Raw genomic sequence first — 23,440 nt, 5'->3', positions numbered from 1 at the left:
TCTGCAATAAGGTCAGTGGGTTGGGTTGGCGGACGTCTTGAGGAATTGAAGGAATCCCGGATCGGCATAAGCGGATGGCGGAAGATCGTCCGTGAGCAAGGCGGCGTCCACCTCTGCCACTTCGTTCACCCCTTTTTCGTCCTGCGAGACATTGATGACGACCAGCCCAACGAGCAAAGCGGTGATCGGAACGGCCGACACCAGTGCGCGCCACCAGCTGCCGCCCTCGCCACCCCAGCCCAGCACCGCGCTGTTGCCGGACGCCAACACGGCGGGAGTCGTCTGTCGCACCGGCGCCACCACCTTGCGTTTCGCAAGGGCCTGCACCCGTGCAGCACGGAGCCGTTCGGAAATATCGTAGGGAAGCTCGGCCGTGCCATCGGAGAGACGCGCCGTCACACGGCGTGCAAAACGCTCTGCGGCAATCTCCGCAGGATGGGGTGAGGACTGGTAATTCATAGTTCGATTCCTTTCGCCTTCAGTGCTTTGCTGAGGGTCTGGACGGCACGAAAACAGTGCGTTTTGACGCTGCCCTCCGAGCAGCCCATCGCAGCCGCCGTTTCTGCAACGTCCATCTCTTCCCAGTAACGCATCAAAAACGCCTCCCGTTGACGGGCCGGCAACTCTTGAATTTCCGCTTCGATGTCATGAAAAACCTGGGCACGCCTGACCAGATCTTCCGCGCTTTGGGCTGTCTCGCCTCCTTCGGGACCCGAATAGGCTTCCAGTAGATCGAACTCTGCACCGTCTTCTCCCGGGCCTTCGAAGTCGCTCATGCTGGAAAACAACGCATTGCGTGTCTTCTGGCGCCGAAACCAGTCCAGCGTGCAGTTGGACAGAATGCGCTGAAAGAGCATGGGCAACTCGGCCACCGGCTTGTCACCATAGTGCTCGGCCAGTTTGAGCATGCTGTCCTGAACGATGTCCAGTGCCGACTCCTCATTGCGTACGTGATAGAGCGAGCGTTTGTAGGCCCGCTTTTCTACGCTTTTGAGGAAGTTGGAGAGTTCTTGTTCGGTAGCCAAGACAAAGGTGCCCGCTGATCGGGGCTTGGGGTTCGTTGGCGACAAAGGCCAGCGCGTGGATTGCCGAGTTTATCGCATCGACTTCAAGTCTTTTGGGCCTGCCGTGCCCAGAATCCATGTTGCAGTGCCATAATCCGGCCTGCAATTCAAAAGGCAAACGGGTTTCGGTCCGGCGCAGCAATCATCTCGCCCATGTCCGAAGCCTCAAGTTCCAAGTCGGCTCCACAAGAGTCCGCACGAGGGGCACCCAAGGTTTTTCGTTAGAGAAATTCGCAAAGGTTGATCATGGAAATCTCCAAGGCCGAAATCACTTCGGCGGCCGCTGCCACGCAGGGCGCTTCGCATTCCCCGTCCCAGGACCTCATGGGGTCCGAAATCCTCATCAAGTCTTTGCAGGCCGAAGGCGTGCAATTCATCTGGGGCTATCCGGGCGGCGCGGTTCTCTACATCTACGACGCGCTCTACAAGCAAGAGACCATTCAGCACGTGCTCGTGCGCCACGAGCAGGCTGCAGTGCATGCTGCCGACGGCTACGCCCGTGCCACTGGTGAAGTGGGGGTCGCCCTCGTCACTTCCGGCCCCGGATTGACCAATGCCGTGACCGGAATCGCCACGGCCTACATGGATTCCATTCCCATGGTCATCATCTCCGGACAGGTGCCGACGGCCGCGATCGGGCTGGATGCCTTCCAGGAGTGCGATACCGTGGGCATCACGCGCCCCATCGTGAAGCACAATTTTCTCGTCAAGGATGCCCGCGATCTGGCCATGACGATGAAAAAGGCCTTCCACATCGCCCGCACCGGCCGGCCTGGTCCGGTGGTCGTCGATATCCCGAAAGACGTCTCCTTCAAGAAGGTGGCCTACAACGGGTATCCGCAGAGCGTCGAAATGCGCTCCTACAACCCTGTTCGCAAAGGACACGGCGGCCAGATCCGCAAGGCCTTGCAGTTGCTGCTGACCGCCAAGCGGCCATACATCTATACGGGTGGTGGCGTTTTGCTGGGCAATGCAACGCAAGAGTTGCGCACGCTGGTGGACATGCTGGGTTATCCGGTGACCAATACCCTGATGGGATTGGGCGCCTACCCCGCGAGCGATCGCAAGTTCCTCGGCATGCTGGGCATGCATGGCACGATCGAAGCCAACAACGCCATGCAGAACTGCGACGTGCTGCTGGCAGTTGGCGCACGGTTCGATGACCGCGTCATCGGCAACGTGAAGCACTTCGCGCAGAACGACCGCAAGATCATCCATATCGACATTGATCCTTCGAGCATTTCCAAGCGCGTCAAGGTCGATATTCCCATCGTTGGCGACGTCAAGGATGTGCTGACGGAGCTGATCACCATGGTCAGCGAATCGAGCACGCGGGCCGATGCCGGTGCCTTGGCTGCCTGGTGGGACACGATCGAAGGCTGGCGCAAGCGCGAATGCCTCAAATACGATCGCAGCAACAACGAGGTGATCAAGCCGCAGTACGTGGTCGAAACCCTCTGGAACATGACCAAGGACGCCGACACCTATGTGACCTCCGACGTGGGGCAGCATCAGATGTGGGCGGCTCAATACTACCGATTCGATGAGCCGCGCCGCTGGATCAACTCCGGGGGGCTTGGCACGATGGGCGTGGGTATTCCTTACGCCATGGGCATCAAGCTGGCCAAGCCGGACGCCGAAGTTTTCTGCATCACGGGCGAAGGCTCGGTGCAGATGAACATTCAGGAGTTGTCCACCTGCCTGCAATACAACACGCCCATCAAGATCTGCGCGTTGAACAACCGTTACCTGGGCATGGTGCGGCAATGGCAGGAAATCGAATATTCCGGCCGGTACAGCCACAGCTACATGGATGCGTTGCCCAACTTCGTGAAGCTGGCAGAGGCCTATGGCCACGTGGGTCTGTTGATCGAACGGCCGCAAGACGTGGAGCCCGCGTTGCGTGAGGCGCGCAAGCTCAAGGACCGCACGGTTTTCATGGACTTCCGCACTGATCCCACGGAGAACGTGTTCCCGATGGTTCAGTCTGGCAAGGGCATTACCGAAATGCTTTTGGGATCGGAAGATCTTTAAGCCTAATCGCTCTTCAGCGCTTTGCCATAAAGCGTTTCCAGCTATTCTTTGAATAGCAATATCTCCAACGACGAATCTATTGCCTGCCGAGCTTGGCGCTTACCAGCGCCAGGGGAGGGCAGCGAAAAGAGGAATCTGCACCCATGAAGCACATCATTGCCGTCCTGCTGGAAAACGAACCCGGCGCGCTGTCCCGCGTCGTCGGCCTGTTTTCCGCACGGGGCTACAACATTGAATCGCTGACCGTGGCTCCCACGGAGGACGCGTCGCTTTCGCGCATGACGATCCAGACCACGGGGTCCGATGACGTGATCGAGCAAATCACCAAGCATCTGAACCGCCTCATCGAAGTCGTGAAGGTGGTCGACCTGACCGAGGGCGCCTACACCGAGCGAGAGCTCATGATGGTGAAGGTGCGTGCCGTCGGCAAGGAGCGCGAAGAGATGAAGCGCATGGCAGACATCTTCCGCGGCCGAATCATCGACGTCACCGAGAAGAGCTACACCGTCGAGCTGACGGGAGACCAGTCCAAGAACGATGCGTTTTTGCAAGCCATCGACCGCACCGCCATCCTGGAAACCGTGCGAACCGGCGCCAGCGGCATTGGCCGCGGTGAACGCATTCTGCGTGTCTGATCCATTCCGCTTATTTCCTCACCTTTTTTCAACACCCCCTCATCGATTCAACCTGGAGCCAACATGAAAGTTTTCTACGACAAAGACTGTGACCTGAGCCTGATCAAGGGCAAGACCGTGGCCATCATCGGCTATGGCTCGCAAGGGCATGCCCATGCGCAAAACCTGAACGACAGCGGCGTGAAGGTCGTGGTTGGCCTGCGCAAGGGCGGGGCCTCGTGGGACAAGGTCGGTAAGGCTGGCCTCAATGTGCTGGAAGTGAACGAAGCGGTGAAGGCTGCCGACGTCGTCATGATTCTGCTGCCCGACGAGCAGATCGCCGAGGTCTACACGAACAATGTGGCCCCCAACATCAAGCAGGGCGCATCGCTGGCCTTCGCGCACGGGTTCAACGTGCATTACAACCAGGTCGTGCCCCGCGCTGACCTGGACGTCTGGATGGTGGCTCCCAAGGCTCCCGGCCACACCGTGCGCAACACCTACACCCAAGGCGGCGGCGTGCCCCATCTGGTGGCGGTGCACCAGGACAAGTCCGGCAAGGCTCGTGACCTGGCCCTGTCGTACGCCATGGCCAATGGTGGCGGCAAGGCCGGCATCATCGAGACCAACTTCAAGGAAGAGACCGAGACCGATCTGTTCGGCGAACAGGCCGTGTTGTGCGGTGGCGCGGTCGAATTGATCAAGATGGGTTACGAAACCCTGGTCGAAGCCGGCTACGCACCTGAGATGGCTTATTTCGAGTGCCTGCACGAGCTCAAGCTCATCGTGGACCTGATCTACGAAGGCGGCATTGCCAACATGAACTACTCGATCTCGAACAACGCCGAGTTCGGCGAGTACGTGACCGGCCCGGAAGTGATCAATGCCCAGTCGCGCGAAGCCATGCGCAACGCCCTGAAGCGCATCCAGAACGGCGATTACGCCAAGATGTTCATTCAGGAAGGCCGCCTGAACTATCCATCGATGACGGCTCGCCGCCGCAACACGGCCGACCACAGCATCGAAGTGGTGGGCAACAAGCTGCGCGCGATGATGCCCTGGATCGCCAAGAACAAGCTGGTGGATCAGACCCGCAACTGATCGCCGCCGCGTGCCTGCGGTCTCGGCCGTGGGCACCAAGATTGCAAAGAGGCCACTTCGGTGGCCTTTTTCTTTGGCTTCTCGTGGTGTGTGCAGGCACTACACTCCGCTGTCCGCAGATCGCAGGGATCCGGCAGAGGTACTCTAATTTTGATAGCTGTTTGCGCTGAAGGCGTGGGCGCTGGAGGTTCATTTGATGCACGAGGGCAATGATTTCGCCAATGACACGCCCCTGGTGGTGCGCAAGCGGCGAAAAGGCATCTACATACTGCCCAATCTGTTCACGTTGGCGGCGCTTTTCGGGGGGTTCTATGCCATCGTGATGGCCATGAATGGCCGCTTCGACCTTGCGGCCGTCGGTGTGTTCTGCGCCATGGTGCTCGACAGCCTGGACGGGCGCGTGGCCCGGATGACCAATACGCAGAGTGCCTTTGGCGAGCAGATGGACTCGCTCTCCGACATGGTGTCTTTCGGAGCTGCGCCAGCGCTCATTGCCTATGAGTGGGCGCTGAAGGGGCTGGGACGCTGGGGATGGATCGCCGCTTTCGTCTATTGCGCCTGTGCGGCCCTGCGATTGGCCCGTTTCAATGTGAACACCGGCGTGGTGGACAAGCGGTACTTTCAAGGCTTGCCATCGCCGGCCGCCGCCGCATTGGTGGCCGGCTTCATCTGGTTGTTGACGGAACTGGGTGTGCGCCGCGGCGAAACGGGCTGGATGAGTTGGTCGCAGGTGACGTGGACCATGTTCGGCTTCACGCTGTATGCGGGCCTCACGATGGTGACCAATGTCCCGTTTTACAGTTTCAAAGACATTCAGATGAAGAAGAGTGTGCCGTTCGCCGTCATCGTTTTGATCGCGCTGGGTATCGCCATCATCAACATCCACCCACCCACCGTGCTGTTCAGCGTGTTCGTGCTGTATGGCCTGAGCGGATACTTCGTCTATGCGTGGCGCAAGGCGAAAGGGCAGCACAGCAGCGTGATCAGCATGTCCACTGACGAGCCGGACGAACGTGGCTTGCACAAGTGATTGCGCCGCTGCGTCAGGCTGGTGTGCTACATTGCGCCGCATGAAAACGCTGGCACTGCCGCTGCTATCGCTATTCGCTTTCGGGCGAAGACGCTAGCGCACAGGCGCTCTTCTTGCAAAAAGGCCCGTATGCATCCGCAGCGGGCCTTTTTGCTTTGCGTGCCAGAATTTCAACGTTGCGGCCCCCACCATCTCTGGAGAAACACAATGGCAGACAAGCTGATCATTTTCGACACCACGTTGCGCGACGGCGAGCAGTCGCCTGGCGCATCCATGACCAAGGACGAGAAGCTGCGCATTGCGCGCCAACTCGAGCGTCTCAAGGTCGATGTGATTGAAGCGGGGTTTGCTGCCAGCTCCAACGGGGATTTCGAGGCGGTACAGTCCATTGCGCAAGCCATCAAGGACTCGACCATCTGCTCCCTGTCCCGCGCGAACGATCGTGATATTTCGCGCGCGGCGGAAGCGCTGAAAGGGGCCAATAGCGCACGCATCCATACGTTCATTGCGACGAGCCCGCTGCACATGGAGAAGAAGCTGCGCATGACCCCCGAGCAGGTGCTGGAGCAGGCCAAGCAGTCGGTCCGATTCGCCCGCAACCTGATTGGCGACATCGAGTTCAGCCCGGAGGACGGGTACCGCAGCGAGATGGATTTCCTGTGCCGCGTCCTGGAAGCCGTGATCGCAGAGGGCGCCACCACGATCAACGTGCCCGATACCGTCGGCTATGCCGTTCCCGAGCTGTATGGCAACTTCATCAAAACCCTGCGGGAGCGGATTCCCAACAGCGACAAGGCCATCTGGTCGGTGCATTGCCATAACGATCTGGGCATGGCGGTGGCCAACTCTCTGGCGGGCGTGAAGATCGGTGGTGCCCGCCAGGTCGAGTGCACGATCAACGGGCTGGGCGAGCGGGCAGGCAACTGCTCGCTGGAAGAGATCGTGATGGCCGTCAAGACGCGCAAGGACTACTTTGGACTGGAACTGGGCATCGAGGCTCAGCACATCGTGGCGGCGAGCCGCATGGTCAGCCAGACCACGGGGTTCGTCGTGCAGCCGAACAAGGCCGTGGTGGGTGCCAACGCTTTCGCTCATGCCAGCGGCATCCACCAGGATGGCGTGCTGAAGGCCCGCGACACTTACGAGATCATGCGCGCCGAGGATGTGGGCTGGTCTGCCAACAAGATCGTGCTGGGCAAGCTGAGCGGCCGCAATGCCTTCAAGCAGCGTTTGCTTGAATTGGGCGTGCAGCTTGACAGCGAAACTGATGTCAACAGCGCCTTCGCCAAGTTCAAGGAACTGGCAGACCGCAAAAGCGAGATCTTCGACGAAGACATTCTGGCGCTGGTCAGCGGTGAAAGTGCTGCCAACGAGCAGGAGCAATACGGCTTCGTGTCGTTGTCACAGCACAGCGAAACCGGCGAGCGCCCGCAGGCCACCATCGTCTTCACGGTGCGCGGCAAGGAGGTGCGGGGCCAATCGGACGGCAATGGGCCCGTGGATGCTTCACTCAAGGCCATCGAGTCGCACGTCAAGAGCGGAGCCGAAATGGTGCTCTATTCGGTCAATGCCATCAGCGGTTCGACGGAGAGCCAGGGGGAGGTGACGGTGCGGCTGCAGAACAGCGGCAGGGTGGTGAACGGGGTGGGCGCAGATCCCGACATCGTGGTCGCGTCAGCCAAAGCCTACATCAGTGCGTTGAACAAATTACAAAGTAAAGCCGATCGAGTCGCCGCACAAGGCTGACCATCGAATTTATAATTCATTCACTTTATTGAAAGGTCGCGCAAGGTATTGATCTTGCGCGACTTTTTTCGATTCTGTACACTGACAAACACTATTTACCGCTTGGAGCATTCTGATGCACGTACGCCCTCGCGCTTCTTCTCGTTTTTTTCGCACCGTCGCATTCCTTGCGATGAGCATTGCGCTCACGGCCACCTCGGTGCACGCGGCAGAGCGAAAGAAGGTGCAGGTCAAGAAGCAGGCTGCATCCTCGACGGCCAAACAGCGTCCTGTGGCACGCTCTGCCACGGTGGTTTCTCGCAAAGCCGTGACCCGTGTCAAGGCCACCACTCGCGCATCCGCGCGCAGCGTGAAGGCTGCCACGCGCATGGTGGCCGTCCCTGAAAAGCTGTCCTTCGGGCAAGTTGCAGGCCTGCATTCCCTCACCGACCCCCTGGATTTGAAGTCCAGCGTGGCCTTGGTCATCGACCAGGAGACCAACGAAGTCCTGCTGAGCAAGAACGACCATGCCGTTCTGCCGATTGCATCGTTGACCAAATTGATGACCGGGCTGCTTGTATCGCAGGCCCACTTGCCGATGGATGAGCCCATCACCATCACGCAAGACGATGTGGATACCGAGAAGTTCAGCAGTTCCCGCTTGGCCGTGGGCACGACCCTCACGCGGGGCGAGATGATGCATCTGGCCCTCATGTCCAGCGAAAACCGGGCGGCCCATGCCCTCGGCCGCACCTTCCCCGGCGGGCTGGAGGCTTTCGTTGCGCAGATGAACGCGAAGGCGAAGCTGCTGGGCATGACGGATACCCGTTATGTGGAGCCCACGGGCCTGTCCAGCCACAACCAGTCCAGTGCCCGCGATCTGGCCACCTTGGTGAACATTGCCCATGGCGATCCCATGCTGCGCGAACTCACCACGTCTCCCAGCTATGAAGTGGCCGTGGGGCGCCGCACGCTGCAGTACAACAACACCAATAGACTCGTGAAAAGCCCGGCTTGGGACATCGGCCTTCAGAAGACGGGCTATATCTCCGAAGCGGGTCGTTGCTTGGTGATGCAGGCCCAGATATCGGGCCGCAAGCTGATCATGGTTTTCCTGGACTCGGCAGGCAAGTTCAGCCGCCTGGGTGATGCCGAGCGCGTGCGCAATTGGGTGGAAAAACTGCCTTCCATCGGCGGTGCGCCCACTCTGCACGCCATCGGCACGAAGCCTTGACGCTGCGCGGGCCCCGCCTGTTTTGAATGGCAGGGCTTGAGATCAGGAGAGGCGAAAGACCAAAGGCGATCCGACCCCTTTGAAAAACGCGCATTGCTTGCAATGCGCGTTTTTTCTTGGGGCTCGCTAGGGGGCAGCTGATTTGTCGCGCCGGTTGGTCGAATAGCCCAAGGCCTGGGAAATTTCGCTGGCAGTCGCCTGGAGCTTGGGCAACCAGTTCTCATCCAGTCGATCCGCGGGCGCGGAGATCGAAAGGCCTGCGACCAGATGGGCCTGATCGTCATACACGCCCGCTGCCATGCAGCGCACGCCGAGTTCGAGTTCCTCGTTGTCTCGCGCAATGCCGTATTGGCGGGCTTTGCCCAGTTCGCGCTCCAGGACCGGCAGCTGCGTGATGCTGTTGCGGGTGTGCCCCGACAGACCGGTGCGCATCGCATAGGCCCTCACCCGTTGTGGGTCGTCTGCGGCCAGAAACAGTTTTCCCGTCGAAGTCAGGTGCAGCGGCGCTCGGCCACCGATGGCCCGGACCACCTGCATGCCGGAGCGTTCACTGTAGGCACGCTCGACATACACGATCTCATCGCCCTGGCGCATGCTCAGATTGACGGGCTGCTGGATCAGCTTGTGCAGGTTGCGCATCGGGGTCAACGCCGCATCGCGCACGCTCAGGCGCGCTTTCACCAGGTTGCCCAATTCCAGCAACCGCATGCCGAGGCGGTAGCTGCCGGATTCCGGGCGGTCCACAAAGCGGCCAATGGTCAGGTCGTTCAGGATGCGGTGGGCCGTGGAAGGGTGCAACCCGGTCTTCTCGCTGATTTCCTTGAGGGAAATCGCCTCCTCACGCGAGGTGAGCACGTCGATGAGTGCAAACATGCGCTCCAGCACCTGGACGCTGGGTTTGGCAGGCGCGCCGGCATCGTCTTTTTTCATGGTGATGTGTGTTGACGAGAAGCGCGCATTTTATCTTGTGAAATGCAGGGCGGCCGTCTTCACCACCTCAGGGCGCGAGTCTCCATTGGCCATCGATCCGCAACTCGTGGGGCAGGAAGCGCGCCTTGTAGTTCATCTTCGGGCTCTCTTCGATCCAGTAGCCCAGGTAGACATAGGGCAGATCCAGGGTGCGCGCCTGCTCGATCTGCCAAAGCACGTTGTAGGTGCCGTAGCTGCAGCCGGGATCGGGTTCGTAGAACGTGTACACGGCCGACAACCCGTCGTCCAGCACGTCCAGGATCGAGACCATCCGCAATGCACCGGGCGCACCGTCCACGTCGGGTTCGCGGAACTCCACGAGCCGGGAGTTGACCCGGCTCTGCAGCAGGAACTGGGTGTACTGGTCGATGCTGTCGTGGTCCATGCCACCACCGCAGTGGCGCAGGTTCTGGTAGCGCAGATAAAGCTGATAGTGCTCGGGCACGTAGCCCAGGCGCAGAACACGTGCCTGCAGAGTGCCGTGCTTCGCCCACGCGCGGCGCTGGCTGCGATCAGGCTTGAAGGATTTGGTCAGCACGCGCAACGGCGTGCATGCCTGGCAGCCATCGCAGTAGGGTCGGTAGGTGAACATGCCGCTGCGGCGAAACCCCCGCGCCACCAAGTCCGAATACACGTCGTTCTGGATCAGGTGGCTGGGTGTGGCAACCTGCGAGCGCGCCTGCCGTGCAGGCAGGTAGCTGCATGGATAAGGCGCGGTGGCGTAGAACTGCAAGGTGTGCAGCGGCAGATCGTTGAGTTGCGTCATCCCGGGTTCCCGGTAGGGTGCATCAGCGCAGTCCAGTATACGGGCTCGAATTTCCAGGAAACCGGTGCTTCCAGGGATGCCTGTGCAACGTGGTCGAGGAACCGGGCGCGATCTATTTCATGTGCACCGAAGGATGCCAGATGGGCCGTGTTCTGCTGGCAGTCGATGAGTGCCACGCCGTGGTGCCGGCACAAGCAGACGAAAGCTGCGAGCGCGACCTTGGATGCATCGGTCGCGTGGGCGAACATCGATTCGCCAAAAACAGCCTTGCCCAGCGCAATGAAGTACAGCCCGCCGACGAGCCTGCCGTCGACCCACGTTTCCACACTGTGCGCAAAACCGGCGGCGTGGAATGCACGATAGGCGTCCACCATCTGCGGCACGATCCAGGTGCCGTTCTGGCCCGACCTTGGCGTGCCGGCACAGGCCTTGATGACCGCGCCGAAGTCATGGTCCACGCGGATTTCGCACTGCGGCGAAACGCGGAATTTCTGCAAGGTGCGGCGCAGCGACCGGTGCAGCCGAAATTCCGCCACGGGCAGCACCATGCGGGGATCGGGGCTCCACCAGAGCACGGGTTGCCCGGGGCTGAACCACGGGAAAATGCCTCGTTGGTAGGCACTTTTCAACTGGGCGACGCTGAGATTCCCACCAGCGGCCAGCAGTCCCGGGGCCGCGGATTCGCTGCCCCAGCTGAGCGCCACGCTGGGAAATTCGTCGCCGGGTTGCAACCAAGGCAAATGATCGTCAGCCATGCACAGGGAAGAATGGAAGAAGCAACGCATTGTCGCCGAGTGCGCAGGGCTGCGGGAGGCCTTCGGATCGGTTCGGCGGAGACTGCTTGGATGGAGTCGATCCGAGCCTGCCTTCAGCAGGCGATGGCAAAAAGGCCATCCCCGCGGATGGCCTTTCACTGGGGCGAGTGGCGGCGCTCGGGCCCCTGCTTCATCCGATCAGGGAATCAGGCGAACCTGCTCCACCTCGAGCTCCATTTTGCGGATGCCCTTGTCGACCTCTCCCACCAGTTCCACCCGCTGCTGGGCACTGATGGGTTGGCCTGCCGGAAAGCGTTTGTCCGAAATCTCGACGGGCATGCGGCCGCTGTCGTCTGCGAAGGTGTAGTTTTTGCCACCGTCATGGGACACGATGCGGCCTTGCAGGCGGACGTGCTGGTCGTCCGTGGCGGTGTCGAGCAGTTGCTTGACCGTCATCGTGGGCACCGAGGTGGGCCCGGTGTAGCCGCTGCCGGCTGCCGGTGCTGCAGCACGTTCGCCTGTGGTGGGACCGGTGTACTGCGCCATGGCCGGTGCGGCGGCGCCCAGCAGGCCGAGGGTGAGAACGAGCGCGGTGGTGGTTTTCTGCATGGCTTCACTCCTTTGGGATGGTTGAATGGCCTGCGGGTTGGGTGACCCGCAGCAAGTAACCACAGAGGATGCCGAAGCGGCAGAGGGCGGGGTGTAGGCGATGGCCGGACGGTCGATTCGGTCGATGTCGGCAATGCCTGGCCAAAAAATCAAGGGACCGGCAGACAACAAAAAAGCCCGCTATCGATGAAATAGCGGGCTTTTGTACAGCCTGGAAGGCTGTCTATGGCTCCTCGACCTGGGCTCGAACCAGGGACCTACGGATTAACAGTCCGGCGCTCTACCGACTGAGCTATCGAGGAATATTCGGTATCTGACTAGCGATGTAAAAGGCCCTGCGTACACATGCAAGGCCTTGATGATCTTGGCTCCTCGACCTGGGCTCGAACCAGGGACCTACGGATTAACAGTCCGGCGCTCTACCGACTGAGCTATCGAGGAACAAGACTTAGATTATATACACAAAAAGTGAGCAAATTCGAAGAACTGCGGCTGCCTGATGGATCGGGTTGAAGGTTGCTTCCCATGGGCCCTCAACGGGCCGGCTCCGGCCGCTGCCACAGCCAGGCGAGCACGCACGCCATGCACAGCGAAGCGCTGATGGCCACCCAGCGGGGTGCGTGGCTGAAGACGAGCACGGCCGCCGCGAGCGCCATGAGGATGCTGGCGCTCCACTTGGCGCGGCGGCTCACCTGGCCGCCGTTGGCCCAGTCGCGCAGCATGGGGCCGAAAAGCGGGTGGCGCCAAAGCCACGCATGCAGCCGGGGCGAACTGCGAGCCGCCGCCCAGCCGGCCATGAGGATGAACACCGTGGTCGGCAGGCCGGGCACGAAGATGCCGATGATGCCTGTCACCAGGCTCAGCACCGCAAAGCACAGCAGCAGCCAGCGCACCGGCAGGGGCAGCGGGGCAGGGCGGGGCGGCGGCGGTGGCAAAGGCGCTGGCGGGGGCGGGGGCGGCATGCCTGGATTGTGCCTGCGGCATGGGGCCGGTCGGCGCGCTATGCTGCGGTCACTTCGACGCTGACCGTCGGCCCTTCTTTTCATTCCCATGACCGTTCAAAACATTCTCAAGATGGGCGATCCGCGCCTGCTGCGCGTGGCCCAGCCCGTGACCGAGTTCGATACCGACGCGCTGCACCTGCTGGTGCGCGACATGCTGGACACCATGGAGGCGGTCAATGGCGCCGGCCTGGCAGCCCCGCAGATCGGCGTGGATCTGCAATTGGTGATCTTCGGTTCGGACCGCAAGAACCCCCGCTATCCCGACCGACCCCTGGTGCCGCGCACCGTGTTGCTCAACCCGCAGATCACGCCGCTGGGCGACGAGGAGGAAGAGGACTGGGAAGGGTGCCTGTCCGTTCCCGGCCTGCGCGGCAAGGTGCCGCGCTGGTCCCGCATCCGCTACCAGGGCCTGGACCCGTATGGCGACCCGATCGACCGCACGGCGGAGGGGTTCCATGCGCGCGTGGTGCAGCACGAATGCGACCACCTGATCGGCAAGCTCTACCCGATGCGGGTGCGCGATTTCACCCAGTTCGGCTATACCGAGGTGCTGTTTCCCGAGCTCGCCGACGCGGAGGACGACTGACGGACCTGGCAAGCGGTGCCTCGGAAAAGATGAATGGAATGGGCCGCCAGTGCAAACAATACTAGGGCATTGTGCTATCAAATAAGTAGCATCGGATGCGACGGACCCCGGTGGCCCTTCATTCGGACAACGCGTTCAGCAGTTCGGTCTCGATCTGGATCTGCCGCGCGTTGCTCTGCAGTTCCGGGCCGTGCACGAGGAAGGTGTCTTCCACCCGCTCGCCCAGGGTGCTGACCTTGGCCAGTTGCACGCTCAGGTGGTGGCGCGAAAGGATGCGCGCCACCAGGTAGAGCAGGCCCGCCCGGTCGCTGGCGGAGATGTTGATGAGCCAGCGCTGGGCTTTCTCGTCGGGGCGCAGCGTGACGCGCGGGGCCACGGGAAAGCTCTTCACGCGGCGTGAGACGCGCTTGCGCGCCGGCTCGGGCAGGCCCGCGGTTTCGTCCTCGATCGCGCGGGCGAGATCGCTCTCCACCATGTGCGTGAGTTCGCGGTAATGCCCGGCCTGCTCCGAGGCCACGACCTGGAACGTGTCGAGCGCGCAGCCATCGTGGGCGGTGTGCACCCGCGCATCGAGGATGCTGAAGCCCGCCCGGTCGAAATAGCCGCAGATGCGGGCGAAGAGGTCGGGCTGGTCGGGCGCATAAACCGCCACCTGCAGGCCTTCGCCCGCCAGCGACTGCCGCGCGCGGACCACGGTGCGGCCGGTGCCCACGTAGCGCGAGAGGTGGCGCGTGTGCCAGGCGATGTCGGCGGCTTCGTGCCGCATGAAATAGCCCACGTCCAGCGTGTCCCACAGCTTCTTGTGCGCCTCGAACGGCTGGGCCTGCAGCGCCAGCATGACCATGGCTTCGCGCTTGCGGGCCTCGATTTCGGCGGCGGCATTGGGGGCGTGGCCGCCCAGGGCGCGCAGCGTGGCGCGGTACAGGTCTTCCAGCAGCTTGCCCTTCCACGCGTTCCAGACCTTGGGGCTGGTGCCGCGGATGTCCGCCACGGTGAGCAGGTACAGCGCGGTGAGGCGGCGCTCGCTGCCCACGCGCTGGGCGAAAGCGCCGATCACGTCCGGATCGGACAGGTCCTGCTTTTGCGCGACCTGGCTCATGGCCAGGTGCTCGCGCACCAGGAACTCGACCAGCGCCGCGTCTTCCTCGTCCACGCCGTGCTGGCGGCAGAAGTGGCGCACTTCCTCGGCGCCGATCTTGGAGTGGTCGCCGCCGCGGCCCTTGCCGATGTCGTGGAACAGCGCCGCCAGGTACAGCAGCCACGGCTTGTCCCAGCCGCCGGCCAGCTGGGAGCAGAACGGGTATTCGTGCGCATGCTCGGCCATGAAGAAGCGGCGCACGTTGCGCAGCACCATCAGGATGTGCTGGTCCACGGTGTAGACGTGGAACAGGTCGTGCTGCATCTGGCCCACGATGCGGCGAAACGGCCAGAGGTAGCGGCCCAGCACCGAGGTCTGGTTCATGAGCCGCATCGCATGCGTGATGCCCGAGGGCTGCCGCAGGATCTTCATGAAGGTCGCGCGGTTGACCGGGTCGCGGCGGAAGGCGCTGTCCATCGCCCCGCGGGCGTTGTAGAGCGCGCGCAGCGTGCGCACCGACAGGTCCTTCAGCCCCAGCGTGGTTTCGTAGAGCAGGAAGGTTTCCAGGATGGCATGGGGGTGCTTCTCATACAGGTCGTCGCTCGCCACCTCGACGAGGCCGGCCTTTTCGAAGAAGCGGTCGTTGATGCGGTGCAGCTCGTGCGTTGAGGGGCTGAGCCGCTCCTCGATGTTCAGCAGCAGGATCTGGCTGAGCTGCGACACGGCCTTGGCCGCCCAGTAATAGCGGCGCATGAGGGTTTCGCTCGCGCGCATGGCCAGGCGCTTGCCGTCGGGCGAGTGGGAGCGGTAGCCGAACGATTCGGCCACGGCGGTCTGCAGGTCGAACACCAGCCGGTCCTCGTGGCGGCCGGCCACGGCGTGCAGACGCGCGCGGATGAGGAACAGCACAGCCTCGTTGCGCTCGATCTGGGCCACCTCGAACGGCGTGGCCATGCCGTTGGCGGCCAGTTCGCGCCAGTCGCGTCCCAGGCCGGCCGCGCGGGCGACCCACAGCACCGTCTGCAGGTCGCGCAGGCCGCCGGGTGATTCCTTGCAGTTGGGCTCCAGCGAGTAGGGCGTGTTTTCGTACTTGGTGTGGCGCTGGCGCATCTCCAGCGTCTTGGCGATGAGGAAGTCCTGCGCGTCCATCTGCGCGTCGTAGCGCTGCTGGAACGCGGCGAACAGCGGCGCACTGCCGCAGACGCGTCGGGCTTCGAGCAGCGAGGTCTGCACGGTCACGTCGGCCGCGGATTCGGTCAGGCACTCGGCCACCGTGCGCACGCTGGAGCCGATCTCCAGGCCCGCGTCCCAGCAGCTGCCGATGAACGATTCGATGCACGTGGACAAGGCGCAGCCGGCCCTGGGCGTGGCGCCGTCCGGCAGCAGGACGAGCACGTCCACGTCGGAATGGGGAAAGAGCTGCGCGCGGCCGTAGCCCCCCACGGCCACCAGCGCCAGGTCGTCCGGCATGCCGGCGCGCTGCCACAGCTGGCGCAGCAGGCGGTCCGCCAGGGTGGAGAGCTTGTGCAGCAGGGTGCGAACGCCGCGCGTGGAGGCGCCCGTGGATTGCAGCGACGCGAGCAGGGTGGCCTTGTCTTGGCGGTAGGCGTCGCGCAGGGTTTGCAGGTCGGTCATGGACGGCGGCGGGGTGGCGGGTGCGGGTAGAGCAACGGAGCGGTGGGCAGGTTAGCACCAGACAAGCAAGAACCGTGCGCCCGGCCGCCGCGCGGCCGGCCCGCGCGCCGTGTTCCGGTCAGGTCTTCGTGGCGGTCACGAAGGCCGGCAGCGGTGGCGAGCCGGCCGACAGGGTCAGGACTTCGTAGCCGGTCTCGGTCACCAGCACGGTGTGCTCCCACTGCGCCGACAGGCTGCGGTCCTTGGTCACGATGGTCCAGCCGTCGTTGCCGAATTCCTTCACCTCGCGGCGGCCGGCGTTCAGCATGGGCTCGATGGTGAAGGTCATGCCGGGCAGCAACTCATCCAGCGTGCCGGGGTACCCGTAGTGCAGCACCTGGGGCTCTTCGTGGAATTTCTGGCCGATGCCGTGGCCGCAGAACTCGCGCACCACCGACAGGCCGTGGCCCTCGGCGTACTTTTGGATGGCGTGGCCGATGTCCCCCAGGCGGGCGCCGGGCTTGACGCGCTGGATGCCGATCCACATGGCGTCGAAGGTGAGGCTGCACAGGCGCTTGGCGGCGATGGAGACGTCGCCGATCAGGTACATGCGGCTGTTGTCGCCGTACCAGCCGTCCTTGGTGATGACGGTGACGTCCACGTTCATGATGTCGCCCTTCTTCAGGGGCTTGTCGTTCGGGATGCCGTGGCAGACCACGTTGTTGATCGACGTGCACAGCGACTTGGGGTAGGGCGGATAGCCCGGCGGCTGGTAGCCGATGGTGGCGGAGATGGTGCCCTGCTGCGCCATGCATTCGGCCGCGAGGCGGTCGATTTCGTTCGTGGTGATGCCAGGCTGGATGTGGGGCGCGATGTAGTCCAGCACTTCCGAAGCCAGTCGGCATGCCTCTCGCATGCCGGCGATGCCTTCGGCGTCTTTGATGGTGATGCTCATGGGGCCAATTATCCCATCGGCGCTTGGCCGATGCGGGCCACGCGGGCGAAGGCCTCGTCGGCGATGCGATCCGCCCCCGGTAAAATGCCGGGCTCAGCATTCTCCGCACCCTGCCCAGCCGGCCCCAGTCAGCGGCCGGCGGTTCAGGGTGGGGCCGCACCTTTTCCATCACCCAACAGGCCGCCGAAGTGATCTCGCCGACATCGTCCACGAAGCCCTCCTTGCACCTCAGCACGTTCGAAGGCGGCAACGCCCTCAGCGCCTTCCGCATGCGCCAGCTGCTGCCCGCGCTGCAGGCCATCCACGATCGCATCACGGGCATCGCCGCCCGCTTCGTGCACCTGGTGGCCACCGACGCGGTGCCCACCCCGGCCGAAACCGATCGCTTCGCCGCGCTGCTGACCTATGGGGACCCCTACGGCGGCCCGGCCGATGGCCCGGCCATCGTCGTCACGCCGCGCCTGGGTACGGTTTCGCCCTGGGCGTCGAAGGCGACCGACATCGCGCACAACTGCGGCCTGGCGCTGCGCCGCGTGGAGCGCATCACCGAGTACCGCCTCTCGCTCAAATCCGGCCTGCTGGGCGGCACGCCCACGCTGACCGACGCGCAGCGCGGGCAGATCGCCGCGCTGCTGCACGACCGCATGACCGAGTCGGTGGTGTGGGACCGCTCGGGCGCCGAGGCCCTGTTCACCGAGCTGCCGGCCGCGCCGATGGAGTTCGTCGATGTGCTGGGCGGCGGGCGCGCGGCGGTCGAGGCGGCCAACGCCCAGTGGGGCCTGGCGCTGGCCGACGACGAGATCGACTACCTGGTCAACGCCTTCCAGGGCCTGGCGCGCAACCCCACTGACGTGGAGTTGATGATGTTCGCGCAGGCCAACAGCGAGCACTGCCGCCACAAGATCTTCAACGCGCAGTTCACCATCGACGGCGAGAAGCAGGACAAGAGCCTGTTCGCCATGATCCGCAACACCCACCAGCTGGCGCCCCAGCACACGGTGGTGGCGTATTCGGACAACGCTTCTGTCATGGAAGGCACGCGCGTCGAGCGGTTTTTGGCAAAAATGCCCGCCAGTGCAAATTCCACTAGGGCAGTGTGCTATGAAAAGAGTAGCGTCACCAACCACATCCTGATGAAGGTGGAAACGCACAACCACCCCACGGCCATCTCGCCGTTCCCCGGCGCTTCCACGGGCGCGGGCGGCGAGATCCGCGACGAGGGCGCCACCGGCCGCGGCTCCAAGCCCAAGGCGGGCATGACCGGCTTCACGGTGTCCAAGCTCTGGGGCGGCGAGTTCGGCAAGCCCGAGCACATCGCCAGCCCGCTGCAGATCATGGTGGAAGGCCCCCTGGGCGGCGCGGCGTTCAACAACGAGTTCGGCCGGCCCAACCTGCTGGGCTATTTCCGCGAGTACGAGCAGTCGGTGGGCGGCGTGGACCGCGGCTACCACAAGCCCATCATGATCGCTGGCGGCCTGGGCACCATCGATGCGGGCCTCACGCAGAAGATCGAATTCCCGGCCGGCTCGCTGCTGGTCCAGCTGGGCGGCCCGGGCATGCGCATCGGCATGGGCGGCAGCGCGGCCAGTTCCATGGCCACGGGCGCGAACGCGGCGGAGCTCGATTTCGACTCCGTGCAGCGCGGCAACCCCGAGATCGAGCGCCGCGCGCAGGAGGTCATCAACCACTGCTGGGCGCAGGGTGCGGCCAACCCCATCCTGGCGATCCACGACGTGGGTGCGGGCGGGCTGTCCAATGCCTTCCCCGAGCTGACCAACGACGCCGGCCGGGGCGCGCACTTCGACCTGCGCGCGGTGCAGCTCGAGGAGTCGGGCCTGGCCCCGAAAGAGATCTGGTCCAACGAAAGCCAGGAGCGCTACGTGCTGGCGATCGCGCCGCAATCGCTGGAGCAGTTCCGCGCGTTCTGCGAGCGCGAGCGCTGCCCGTTCGCCGTGATCGGCACGGCCACCGAACACCGCCAGCTGGTGCTGGAGGACACGGCCGCCACCGGCGATCAGAAGCTGCCGGTGGACATGCCCATGGAGGTGCTGCTGGGCAAGCCGCCCAAGATGCACCGCGACGTGAAGACCGTGCAGCGCGAATTCGCGCCCATCGATCTCACGGGCGTGGCGCTGCAAAAGGCGGTGATCGACGTGCTGGCGCACCCCACGGTGGCGAGCAAGCGCTTTCTCATCACCATCGGCGACCGCACGGTGGGCGGCTTGTCGCACCGCGACCAGATGGTGGGCCCCTGGCAGGTGCCGGTGGCCGACTGCGCCGTCACGCTGGCCGACTTCCAGGGCTTTGCCGGCGAGGCCATGAGCATGGGCGAGCGCACGCCGCTGGCCGCCATCGACGCGCCCGCCTCGGGCCGCATGGCCGTGGCCGAGGCCATCACCAACTTGCTGGCCGCGCCCATCGAACTGCCGCGCGTGAAGCTCTCCGCCAACTGGATGGCCGCTTGCGGCGAGCCCGGCGAGGATGCCGCGCTGTACGCCACCGTGAAGGCCGTAGGCATGGAGCTGTGCCCGGCGCTGGGCATTTCGATCCCGGTGGGCAAGGATTCGCTGTCCATGCGCACCCAGTGGAAAGATGAAAGCGGTGCGAAGAAGGTCACCTCCCCCGTGAGCCTGATCGTCAGCGCCTTCGCCACGCTGGCCGACGTGCGCGGCACGCTCACGCCGCAGCTGGACGCGGCGCAGGACGACACCACGCTGGTGCTGATCGACCTGGGCCATGGCAAGGCCCGCATGGGCGGCAGCATCCTGGGCCAGGTGCTGGGCCAGAGCGGCGACGTGGCGCCCGACCTGGACGACGCGCAGGACCTGGTGCGCCTGGTCGATGCCGTGAACGCGCTGCGCGCCAAGGGCCAGATCCTGGCCTACCACGACCGCAGCGACGGCGGCCTGCTGGCCGCGGTGGCCGAGATGGCTTTCGCCGGCCATGTGGGCGTGGCGCTGAACGTCGATCTGCTCGTGACCGAGGGCGACGGCATCAGCGACAGCCGCATGGAGACGGGCGACGCCAAGAACTGGGCCTCGCAGGTGAGCGCGCGCCGCGAGGAGCTGACGCTCAAGGCGCTGTTCAACGAAGAGCTGGGCGTGGTGCTGCAGGTGCGCACCGCCGAGCGCAACGAGGTCATGCAGACCCTGCGCGAGCACGGCCTGTCCCGGTCCAGCCACTTCATCGGCAAGACGCGGCCTGCCTCGTCCACCATGGACGCCGGCAAGGGCGAGTTGCAGGTGTGGCGCGATGCCAAGAGCGTGTTCAGCGCCAGCCTGTCCGACCTGCACCAGGTGTGGGACGCGGTGAGCTGGAAGATCACGCAGCAGCGCGACAACCCGACCACGGCCGATGCCGAGCATGCCGCCGCAGGCGTGCCCAATGATCCGGGCCTGCACGTGGCGCTCACGTTCGACCCGGCCGAGGACGTGGCCGCGCCGTTCCTGAACCTCGCGCGGCCGAAGGTCGCCATCCTGCGCGAGCAGGGGGTCAACTCGCACATCGAGATGGCCTATGCCTTCACCGAGGCGGGCTTCGAGGCCTACGACGTTCACATGACCGACCTGCAGACGGGCCGCGCGCAGCTGTCGGACTTCGCCGGCGTGGTGGCCTGCGGCGGTTTCAGCTACGGCGACACGCTGGGCGCGGGCATCGGCTGGGCGCGTTCGATCACGTTCAACCCGGTGCTGTCGGAGCAATTCCAGGGCTTCTTCGGCCGCAAGGACACCTTCGGCCTGGGCGTGTGCAACGGCTGCCAGATGTTCGCCGAGCTGGCCGACATCATTCCCGGCGCCGAGGCCTGGCCGCGCTTCACCACCAACCAGAGCGAGCGCTTCGAGGCGCGGCTGTCGCTGGTGGAGGTGCTGGAGTCGCCCAGCCTGTTCTTCGCCGGCATGGCGGGCAGCCGCCTGCCGATCGCCGTGGCGCACGGCGAGGGCTACGCCAACTTCAAGTACCGCGGCGACCCGGCCCAGGCCATCGCCGCCATGCGGTATGTGGACCACCACGGCGCGGCCACCGAGCAGTACCCGTTCAACCCCAACGGCAGCGCGGGCGGCCTCACGGCGGTGACCACGGCCGATGGGCGCTTCACGGCCATGATGCCGCACGCCGAACGCGTGTTCCGCAATGTGCAGATGAGCTGGACCAGCGGCGACCGCAGCGCGCTGAGCCCGTGGATGCGCATCTGGCGCAACGCGCGCCGCTGGGTGGGATGAGGAAGGCCGAAAAGCCGGGAGCGCGCCCGGCGCGCTCCGGCGGCCTGTGTGCTCGTGCCGTCTTCGGCGTTCAGGTGCGGCGGTACACCAGCAGCCTGCCTTTGTAGGCGGGTGCATCGTCCAGCGCGGCGCGGTCCAGCCGCTCTTCGCGCAGGCCGAAGCCCTGCGCGGCCATCTGCTTGCTGAAGGCGGCGCGGTTGCCCCGGTCCGGGTCCACGATCCAGACCTGGGCCGCGGGGCCCGCGTGCAGGTCGATGAAATGCGCGAGGCTGGCGCGGGCGTCGCGTTCGTACAGCAGGTCGCTGCCCATGATGAGGTCGAACAGCCCGTGCACCGGGCCGCCGTGCGCCTGCGCGAGCGGACTCTCGTCCTGCTGCGGCGGGCCCAGCGCTTCGCCGCTGCCCCACTGGCCCTGGCGGTACTTCATGGTGCCCATGCCGTTCAGGCGCAGGTTCTCGCGCAGGAAGGTGCCGGCCAGTGGGTGGCAGTCGCTCGCGGTCACGTCGGCGCCTTGCCGGTGGCACACCAGGCTGGCCAGCGCCAGGCCGCAGCCCAGCTCCAGGATGCGCTCGCCCGCCTGCACGGGCCGGGCCGCCATGCGCGCGGCCAGTTGCGCGCCCGAGGGCCACAGCAGACCGAAAAGGGGCCAGGCGGCGGAGGAGATGCCCAGGGTTTCGGCGTCGCCGAGGGGGTCGGAGAACTGCTGGCGGTCCAGCAGGGAGCGGATGACGAGGTCGTCGACGCCGGCGATGGCGATGTTTTCTTGCTTGGTCAGGTAGCCTGGCATGCTGCGGGAGCGAGAGCCCGCGTGCAGGACCCCGATATCGGTGGGAAGGCCGCCAGTATGCGCCTTGCACCGACACGGACCCATCGCAGGGCGTTGCTATAGTAGGCGCCGCCTGGGCGATGGGCGCCTGGTTTTTCGGCCGGCATGCCCGGCCCGCGCGGCGCTCCCGTGGCCTTGCCGCCTCTCGCGCCGTGGCCCACGGACCCGCTCCCTCCCTCGATTTTTTAAGGATTCCCATGGCCGGTGCCAGCCTTTTGACGCTGCTCGACGATATCGCCACCGTTCTGGACGACGTGGCCCTGATGACCAAGGTCGCTGCCAAGAAGAGTGCCGCCATGGCCGATGACGTGTCCGTCATGACCAAGGTGGCGGCGCAGAAAACCGCCGGCGTGCTGGGCGACGATCTGGCGCTCAATGCCCAGCAGGTCACGGGCGTGCGCGCCGATCGCGAGATTCCCGTGGTCTGGGCGGTGGCCAAGGGCTCGCTCGTCAACAAGGCCATCCTGGTGCCGGCCGCGCTGCTGATCAGCGCCTTCATTCCCTGGGCGGTGACGCCGCTGCTCATGGTGGGCGGCGCGTTCCTGTGCTTCGAGGGCGCGGAGAAGCTGGCGCACCGGTTCCTGCCCCACGGCGATGCCCCCAAGGAAGAGGCGGGCCGCGAGGCGCATGCCCTGGCCAACGCCAACCCAGCGGTGGACATCGCCGCCTTCGAGAAGGACAAGGTCAAGGGGGCGGTGCGCACCGACTTCATCCTGTCCGCCGAGATCATCGCCATCACGCTGGGCACGGTCGCCAGCGCCCCGTTCGGGCAGCAGGTGGCCGTGCTGGCCGGCATCGCGCTCATCATGACTGTGGGCGTGTACGGCCTGGTGGCCGGCATCGTCAAGCTGGACGACCTGGGCCTGTGGCTCACCCGCAAGACGGGACGCGCTGCGCAGGCGCTGGGCCGCGGCATCGTGGCCGCCGCGCCCTGGCTCATGAAGGTGCTCTCGGTCGCCGGTACGGCGGCCATGTTCCTCGTGGGCGGCGGCATTCTGGTGCATGGCGTGCCCGCCATCCACCACGCGGTCGAGGGCCTGGCCGCATCGGCGGCCCAGTGGCCGGCGGGCGGCCTGTGGCGCGTGCTGGTGCCCAACCTGCTCAATGCGGTGGTGGGCATCGTGGCCGGTGCCGCCGTGCTGGCGGTGGTCACGCTGGTGCAGCGCATGCGGGGCAAGGGCGCGCACTGAGAGCGGGGAGAAGAGGGCGCTTTCAGGCCCTCGCGGCCCGCGGCACAACCTGCCGGCGGTTTGATC

The 23,440-nt window shown here is 64.5% G+C and carries 19 protein-coding genes and 2 tRNA genes; 9 read left to right on the top strand and 12 right to left on the bottom strand.

Annotated elements, in window-relative coordinates; all coding sequences use genetic code 11:
- Positions 1-12: 12 nt before the first annotated feature.
- A complete protein-coding gene (locus AVAK2825_RS14920) occupies positions 13-459 on the bottom strand; it encodes a DUF3619 family protein (protein WP_284400179.1) in 447 nt (148 codons plus the stop codon).
- Positions 456-1,025, bottom strand: coding sequence for an RNA polymerase sigma factor (locus AVAK2825_RS14915; protein WP_284400177.1), 570 nt, complete (start codon positions 1,023-1,025; stop codon positions 456-458). The genes AVAK2825_RS14920 and AVAK2825_RS14915 overlap by 4 nt, the downstream gene beginning before the upstream one ends.
- Before the next feature lie 285 nt (positions 1,026-1,310).
- Between AVAK2825_RS14915 and AVAK2825_RS14910 the strand changes: the two genes are divergently transcribed.
- The 6 genes from AVAK2825_RS14910 (at position 1,311) to AVAK2825_RS14885 (ending at position 8,802) form a co-directional block, all read left to right on the top strand.
- Positions 1,311-3,098: an acetolactate synthase 3 catalytic subunit gene (locus AVAK2825_RS14910; protein ID WP_284400174.1), complete on the top strand. Its 1,788-nt coding sequence runs from the start codon at positions 1,311-1,313 to the stop codon at positions 3,096-3,098.
- A 143-nt stretch (positions 3,099-3,241) separates the two neighbouring features.
- A complete protein-coding gene (ilvN, locus tag AVAK2825_RS14905; RefSeq protein WP_092743827.1) occupies positions 3,242-3,733 on the top strand; it encodes an acetolactate synthase small subunit in 492 nt (163 codons plus the stop codon).
- Between the two features lie 63 nt (positions 3,734-3,796).
- On the top strand, positions 3,797-4,813 hold the full coding sequence (gene ilvC, locus AVAK2825_RS14900) for a ketol-acid reductoisomerase (protein WP_272569461.1): 1,017 nt from the start codon (positions 3,797-3,799) through the stop codon (positions 4,811-4,813).
- Positions 4,814-5,009: 196 nt separating this feature from the next.
- Positions 5,010-5,843, top strand: coding sequence for a CDP-diacylglycerol--serine O-phosphatidyltransferase (gene pssA, locus AVAK2825_RS14895; protein WP_272569462.1), 834 nt, complete (start codon positions 5,010-5,012; stop codon positions 5,841-5,843).
- A 207-nt stretch (positions 5,844-6,050) separates the two neighbouring features.
- A complete protein-coding gene (locus AVAK2825_RS14890; protein WP_284400168.1) occupies positions 6,051-7,589 on the top strand; it encodes a 2-isopropylmalate synthase in 1,539 nt (512 codons plus the stop codon).
- A gap of 115 nt (positions 7,590-7,704) precedes the next feature.
- Positions 7,705-8,802: a serine hydrolase gene (locus AVAK2825_RS14885; protein ID WP_272569464.1), complete on the top strand. Its 1,098-nt coding sequence runs from the start codon at positions 7,705-7,707 to the stop codon at positions 8,800-8,802.
- Between the two features lie 126 nt (positions 8,803-8,928).
- Here AVAK2825_RS14885 and AVAK2825_RS14880 read toward each other — a convergent pair whose 3' ends face one another.
- The 7 genes from AVAK2825_RS14880 to AVAK2825_RS14850 form a co-directional block, all read right to left on the bottom strand.
- Positions 8,929-9,732, bottom strand: coding sequence for an IclR family transcriptional regulator (locus tag AVAK2825_RS14880; protein ID WP_272569465.1), 804 nt, complete (start codon positions 9,730-9,732; stop codon positions 8,929-8,931).
- A 67-nt stretch (positions 9,733-9,799) separates the two neighbouring features.
- Positions 9,800-10,537 carry an arginyltransferase gene (locus AVAK2825_RS14875; RefSeq protein WP_284400163.1) on the bottom strand — a complete coding sequence of 246 codons (738 nt, stop codon included), beginning with the start codon at positions 10,535-10,537 and terminating at the stop codon, positions 9,800-9,802.
- Positions 10,534-11,292 (bottom strand): leucyl/phenylalanyl-tRNA--protein transferase, encoded by a 759-nt coding sequence (aat, locus tag AVAK2825_RS14870; RefSeq protein WP_284400161.1) that lies wholly within the window; start codon positions 11,290-11,292, stop codon positions 10,534-10,536. Before aat ends, AVAK2825_RS14875 begins: the two co-directional genes overlap by 4 nt.
- A gap of 198 nt (positions 11,293-11,490) precedes the next feature.
- Positions 11,491-11,901: a YgiW/YdeI family stress tolerance OB fold protein gene (locus tag AVAK2825_RS14865; protein ID WP_284400157.1), complete on the bottom strand. Its 411-nt coding sequence runs from the start codon at positions 11,899-11,901 to the stop codon at positions 11,491-11,493.
- A gap of 226 nt (positions 11,902-12,127) precedes the next feature.
- Positions 12,128-12,203 (bottom strand) — tRNA-Asn (locus AVAK2825_RS14860).
- Positions 12,204-12,266: 63 nt separating this feature from the next.
- A tRNA-Asn gene (locus tag AVAK2825_RS14855) sits at positions 12,267-12,342 on the bottom strand.
- A gap of 92 nt (positions 12,343-12,434) precedes the next feature.
- The gene (locus AVAK2825_RS14850) at positions 12,435-12,863 is read right to left on the bottom strand and encodes a YbaN family protein (protein WP_284400154.1); all 429 of its coding nucleotides are present in this window, start codon (positions 12,861-12,863) and stop codon (positions 12,435-12,437) included.
- 88 nt (positions 12,864-12,951) lie between these two features.
- On the opposite strand from AVAK2825_RS14850, the gene def reads away from it, so the two are divergent.
- Positions 12,952-13,491: a peptide deformylase gene (gene def / locus AVAK2825_RS14845; RefSeq protein ID WP_284400150.1), complete on the top strand. Its 540-nt coding sequence runs from the start codon at positions 12,952-12,954 to the stop codon at positions 13,489-13,491.
- Positions 13,492-13,609: 118 nt separating this feature from the next.
- Here the strand turns inward: def and AVAK2825_RS14840 are convergent, their stop codons facing one another.
- Positions 13,610-16,204, bottom strand: a complete 2,595-nt coding sequence (locus tag AVAK2825_RS14840) for a [protein-PII] uridylyltransferase (protein WP_284400147.1) — start codon at positions 16,202-16,204, stop codon at positions 13,610-13,612.
- Between the two features lie 118 nt (positions 16,205-16,322).
- Positions 16,323-17,138 carry a type I methionyl aminopeptidase gene (map, locus tag AVAK2825_RS14835; RefSeq protein WP_272569475.1) on the bottom strand — a complete coding sequence of 272 codons (816 nt, stop codon included), beginning with the start codon at positions 17,136-17,138 and terminating at the stop codon, positions 16,323-16,325.
- Between the two features lie 221 nt (positions 17,139-17,359).
- On the opposite strand from map, the gene purL reads away from it, so the two are divergent.
- Positions 17,360-21,358: a phosphoribosylformylglycinamidine synthase gene (gene purL / locus AVAK2825_RS14830; protein ID WP_502870545.1), complete on the top strand. Its 3,999-nt coding sequence runs from the start codon at positions 17,360-17,362 to the stop codon at positions 21,356-21,358.
- Between the two features lie 70 nt (positions 21,359-21,428).
- Here the strand turns inward: purL and AVAK2825_RS14825 are convergent, their stop codons facing one another.
- Positions 21,429-22,145 (bottom strand): class I SAM-dependent methyltransferase, encoded by a 717-nt coding sequence (locus tag AVAK2825_RS14825; protein WP_272569477.1) that lies wholly within the window; start codon positions 22,143-22,145, stop codon positions 21,429-21,431.
- Positions 22,146-22,381: 236 nt separating this feature from the next.
- Here AVAK2825_RS14825 and AVAK2825_RS14820 point away from each other — a divergent pair, with 236 nt between their 5' ends.
- Entirely contained in the window at positions 22,382-23,374 is a 993-nt protein-coding gene (locus AVAK2825_RS14820; RefSeq protein WP_284400141.1) for a DUF808 domain-containing protein, read from the top strand.
- Positions 23,375-23,440 lie beyond the last annotated feature (66 nt).

This window comes from Acidovorax sp. SUPP2825 (assembly GCF_030158995.1).
Lineage (GTDB): Bacteria > Pseudomonadota > Gammaproteobacteria > Burkholderiales > Burkholderiaceae_C > Paracidovorax.
The sequence above is the reverse complement of the archived record's forward strand: the minus strand, read 5'-3'. Positions and strand labels throughout refer to the sequence as shown.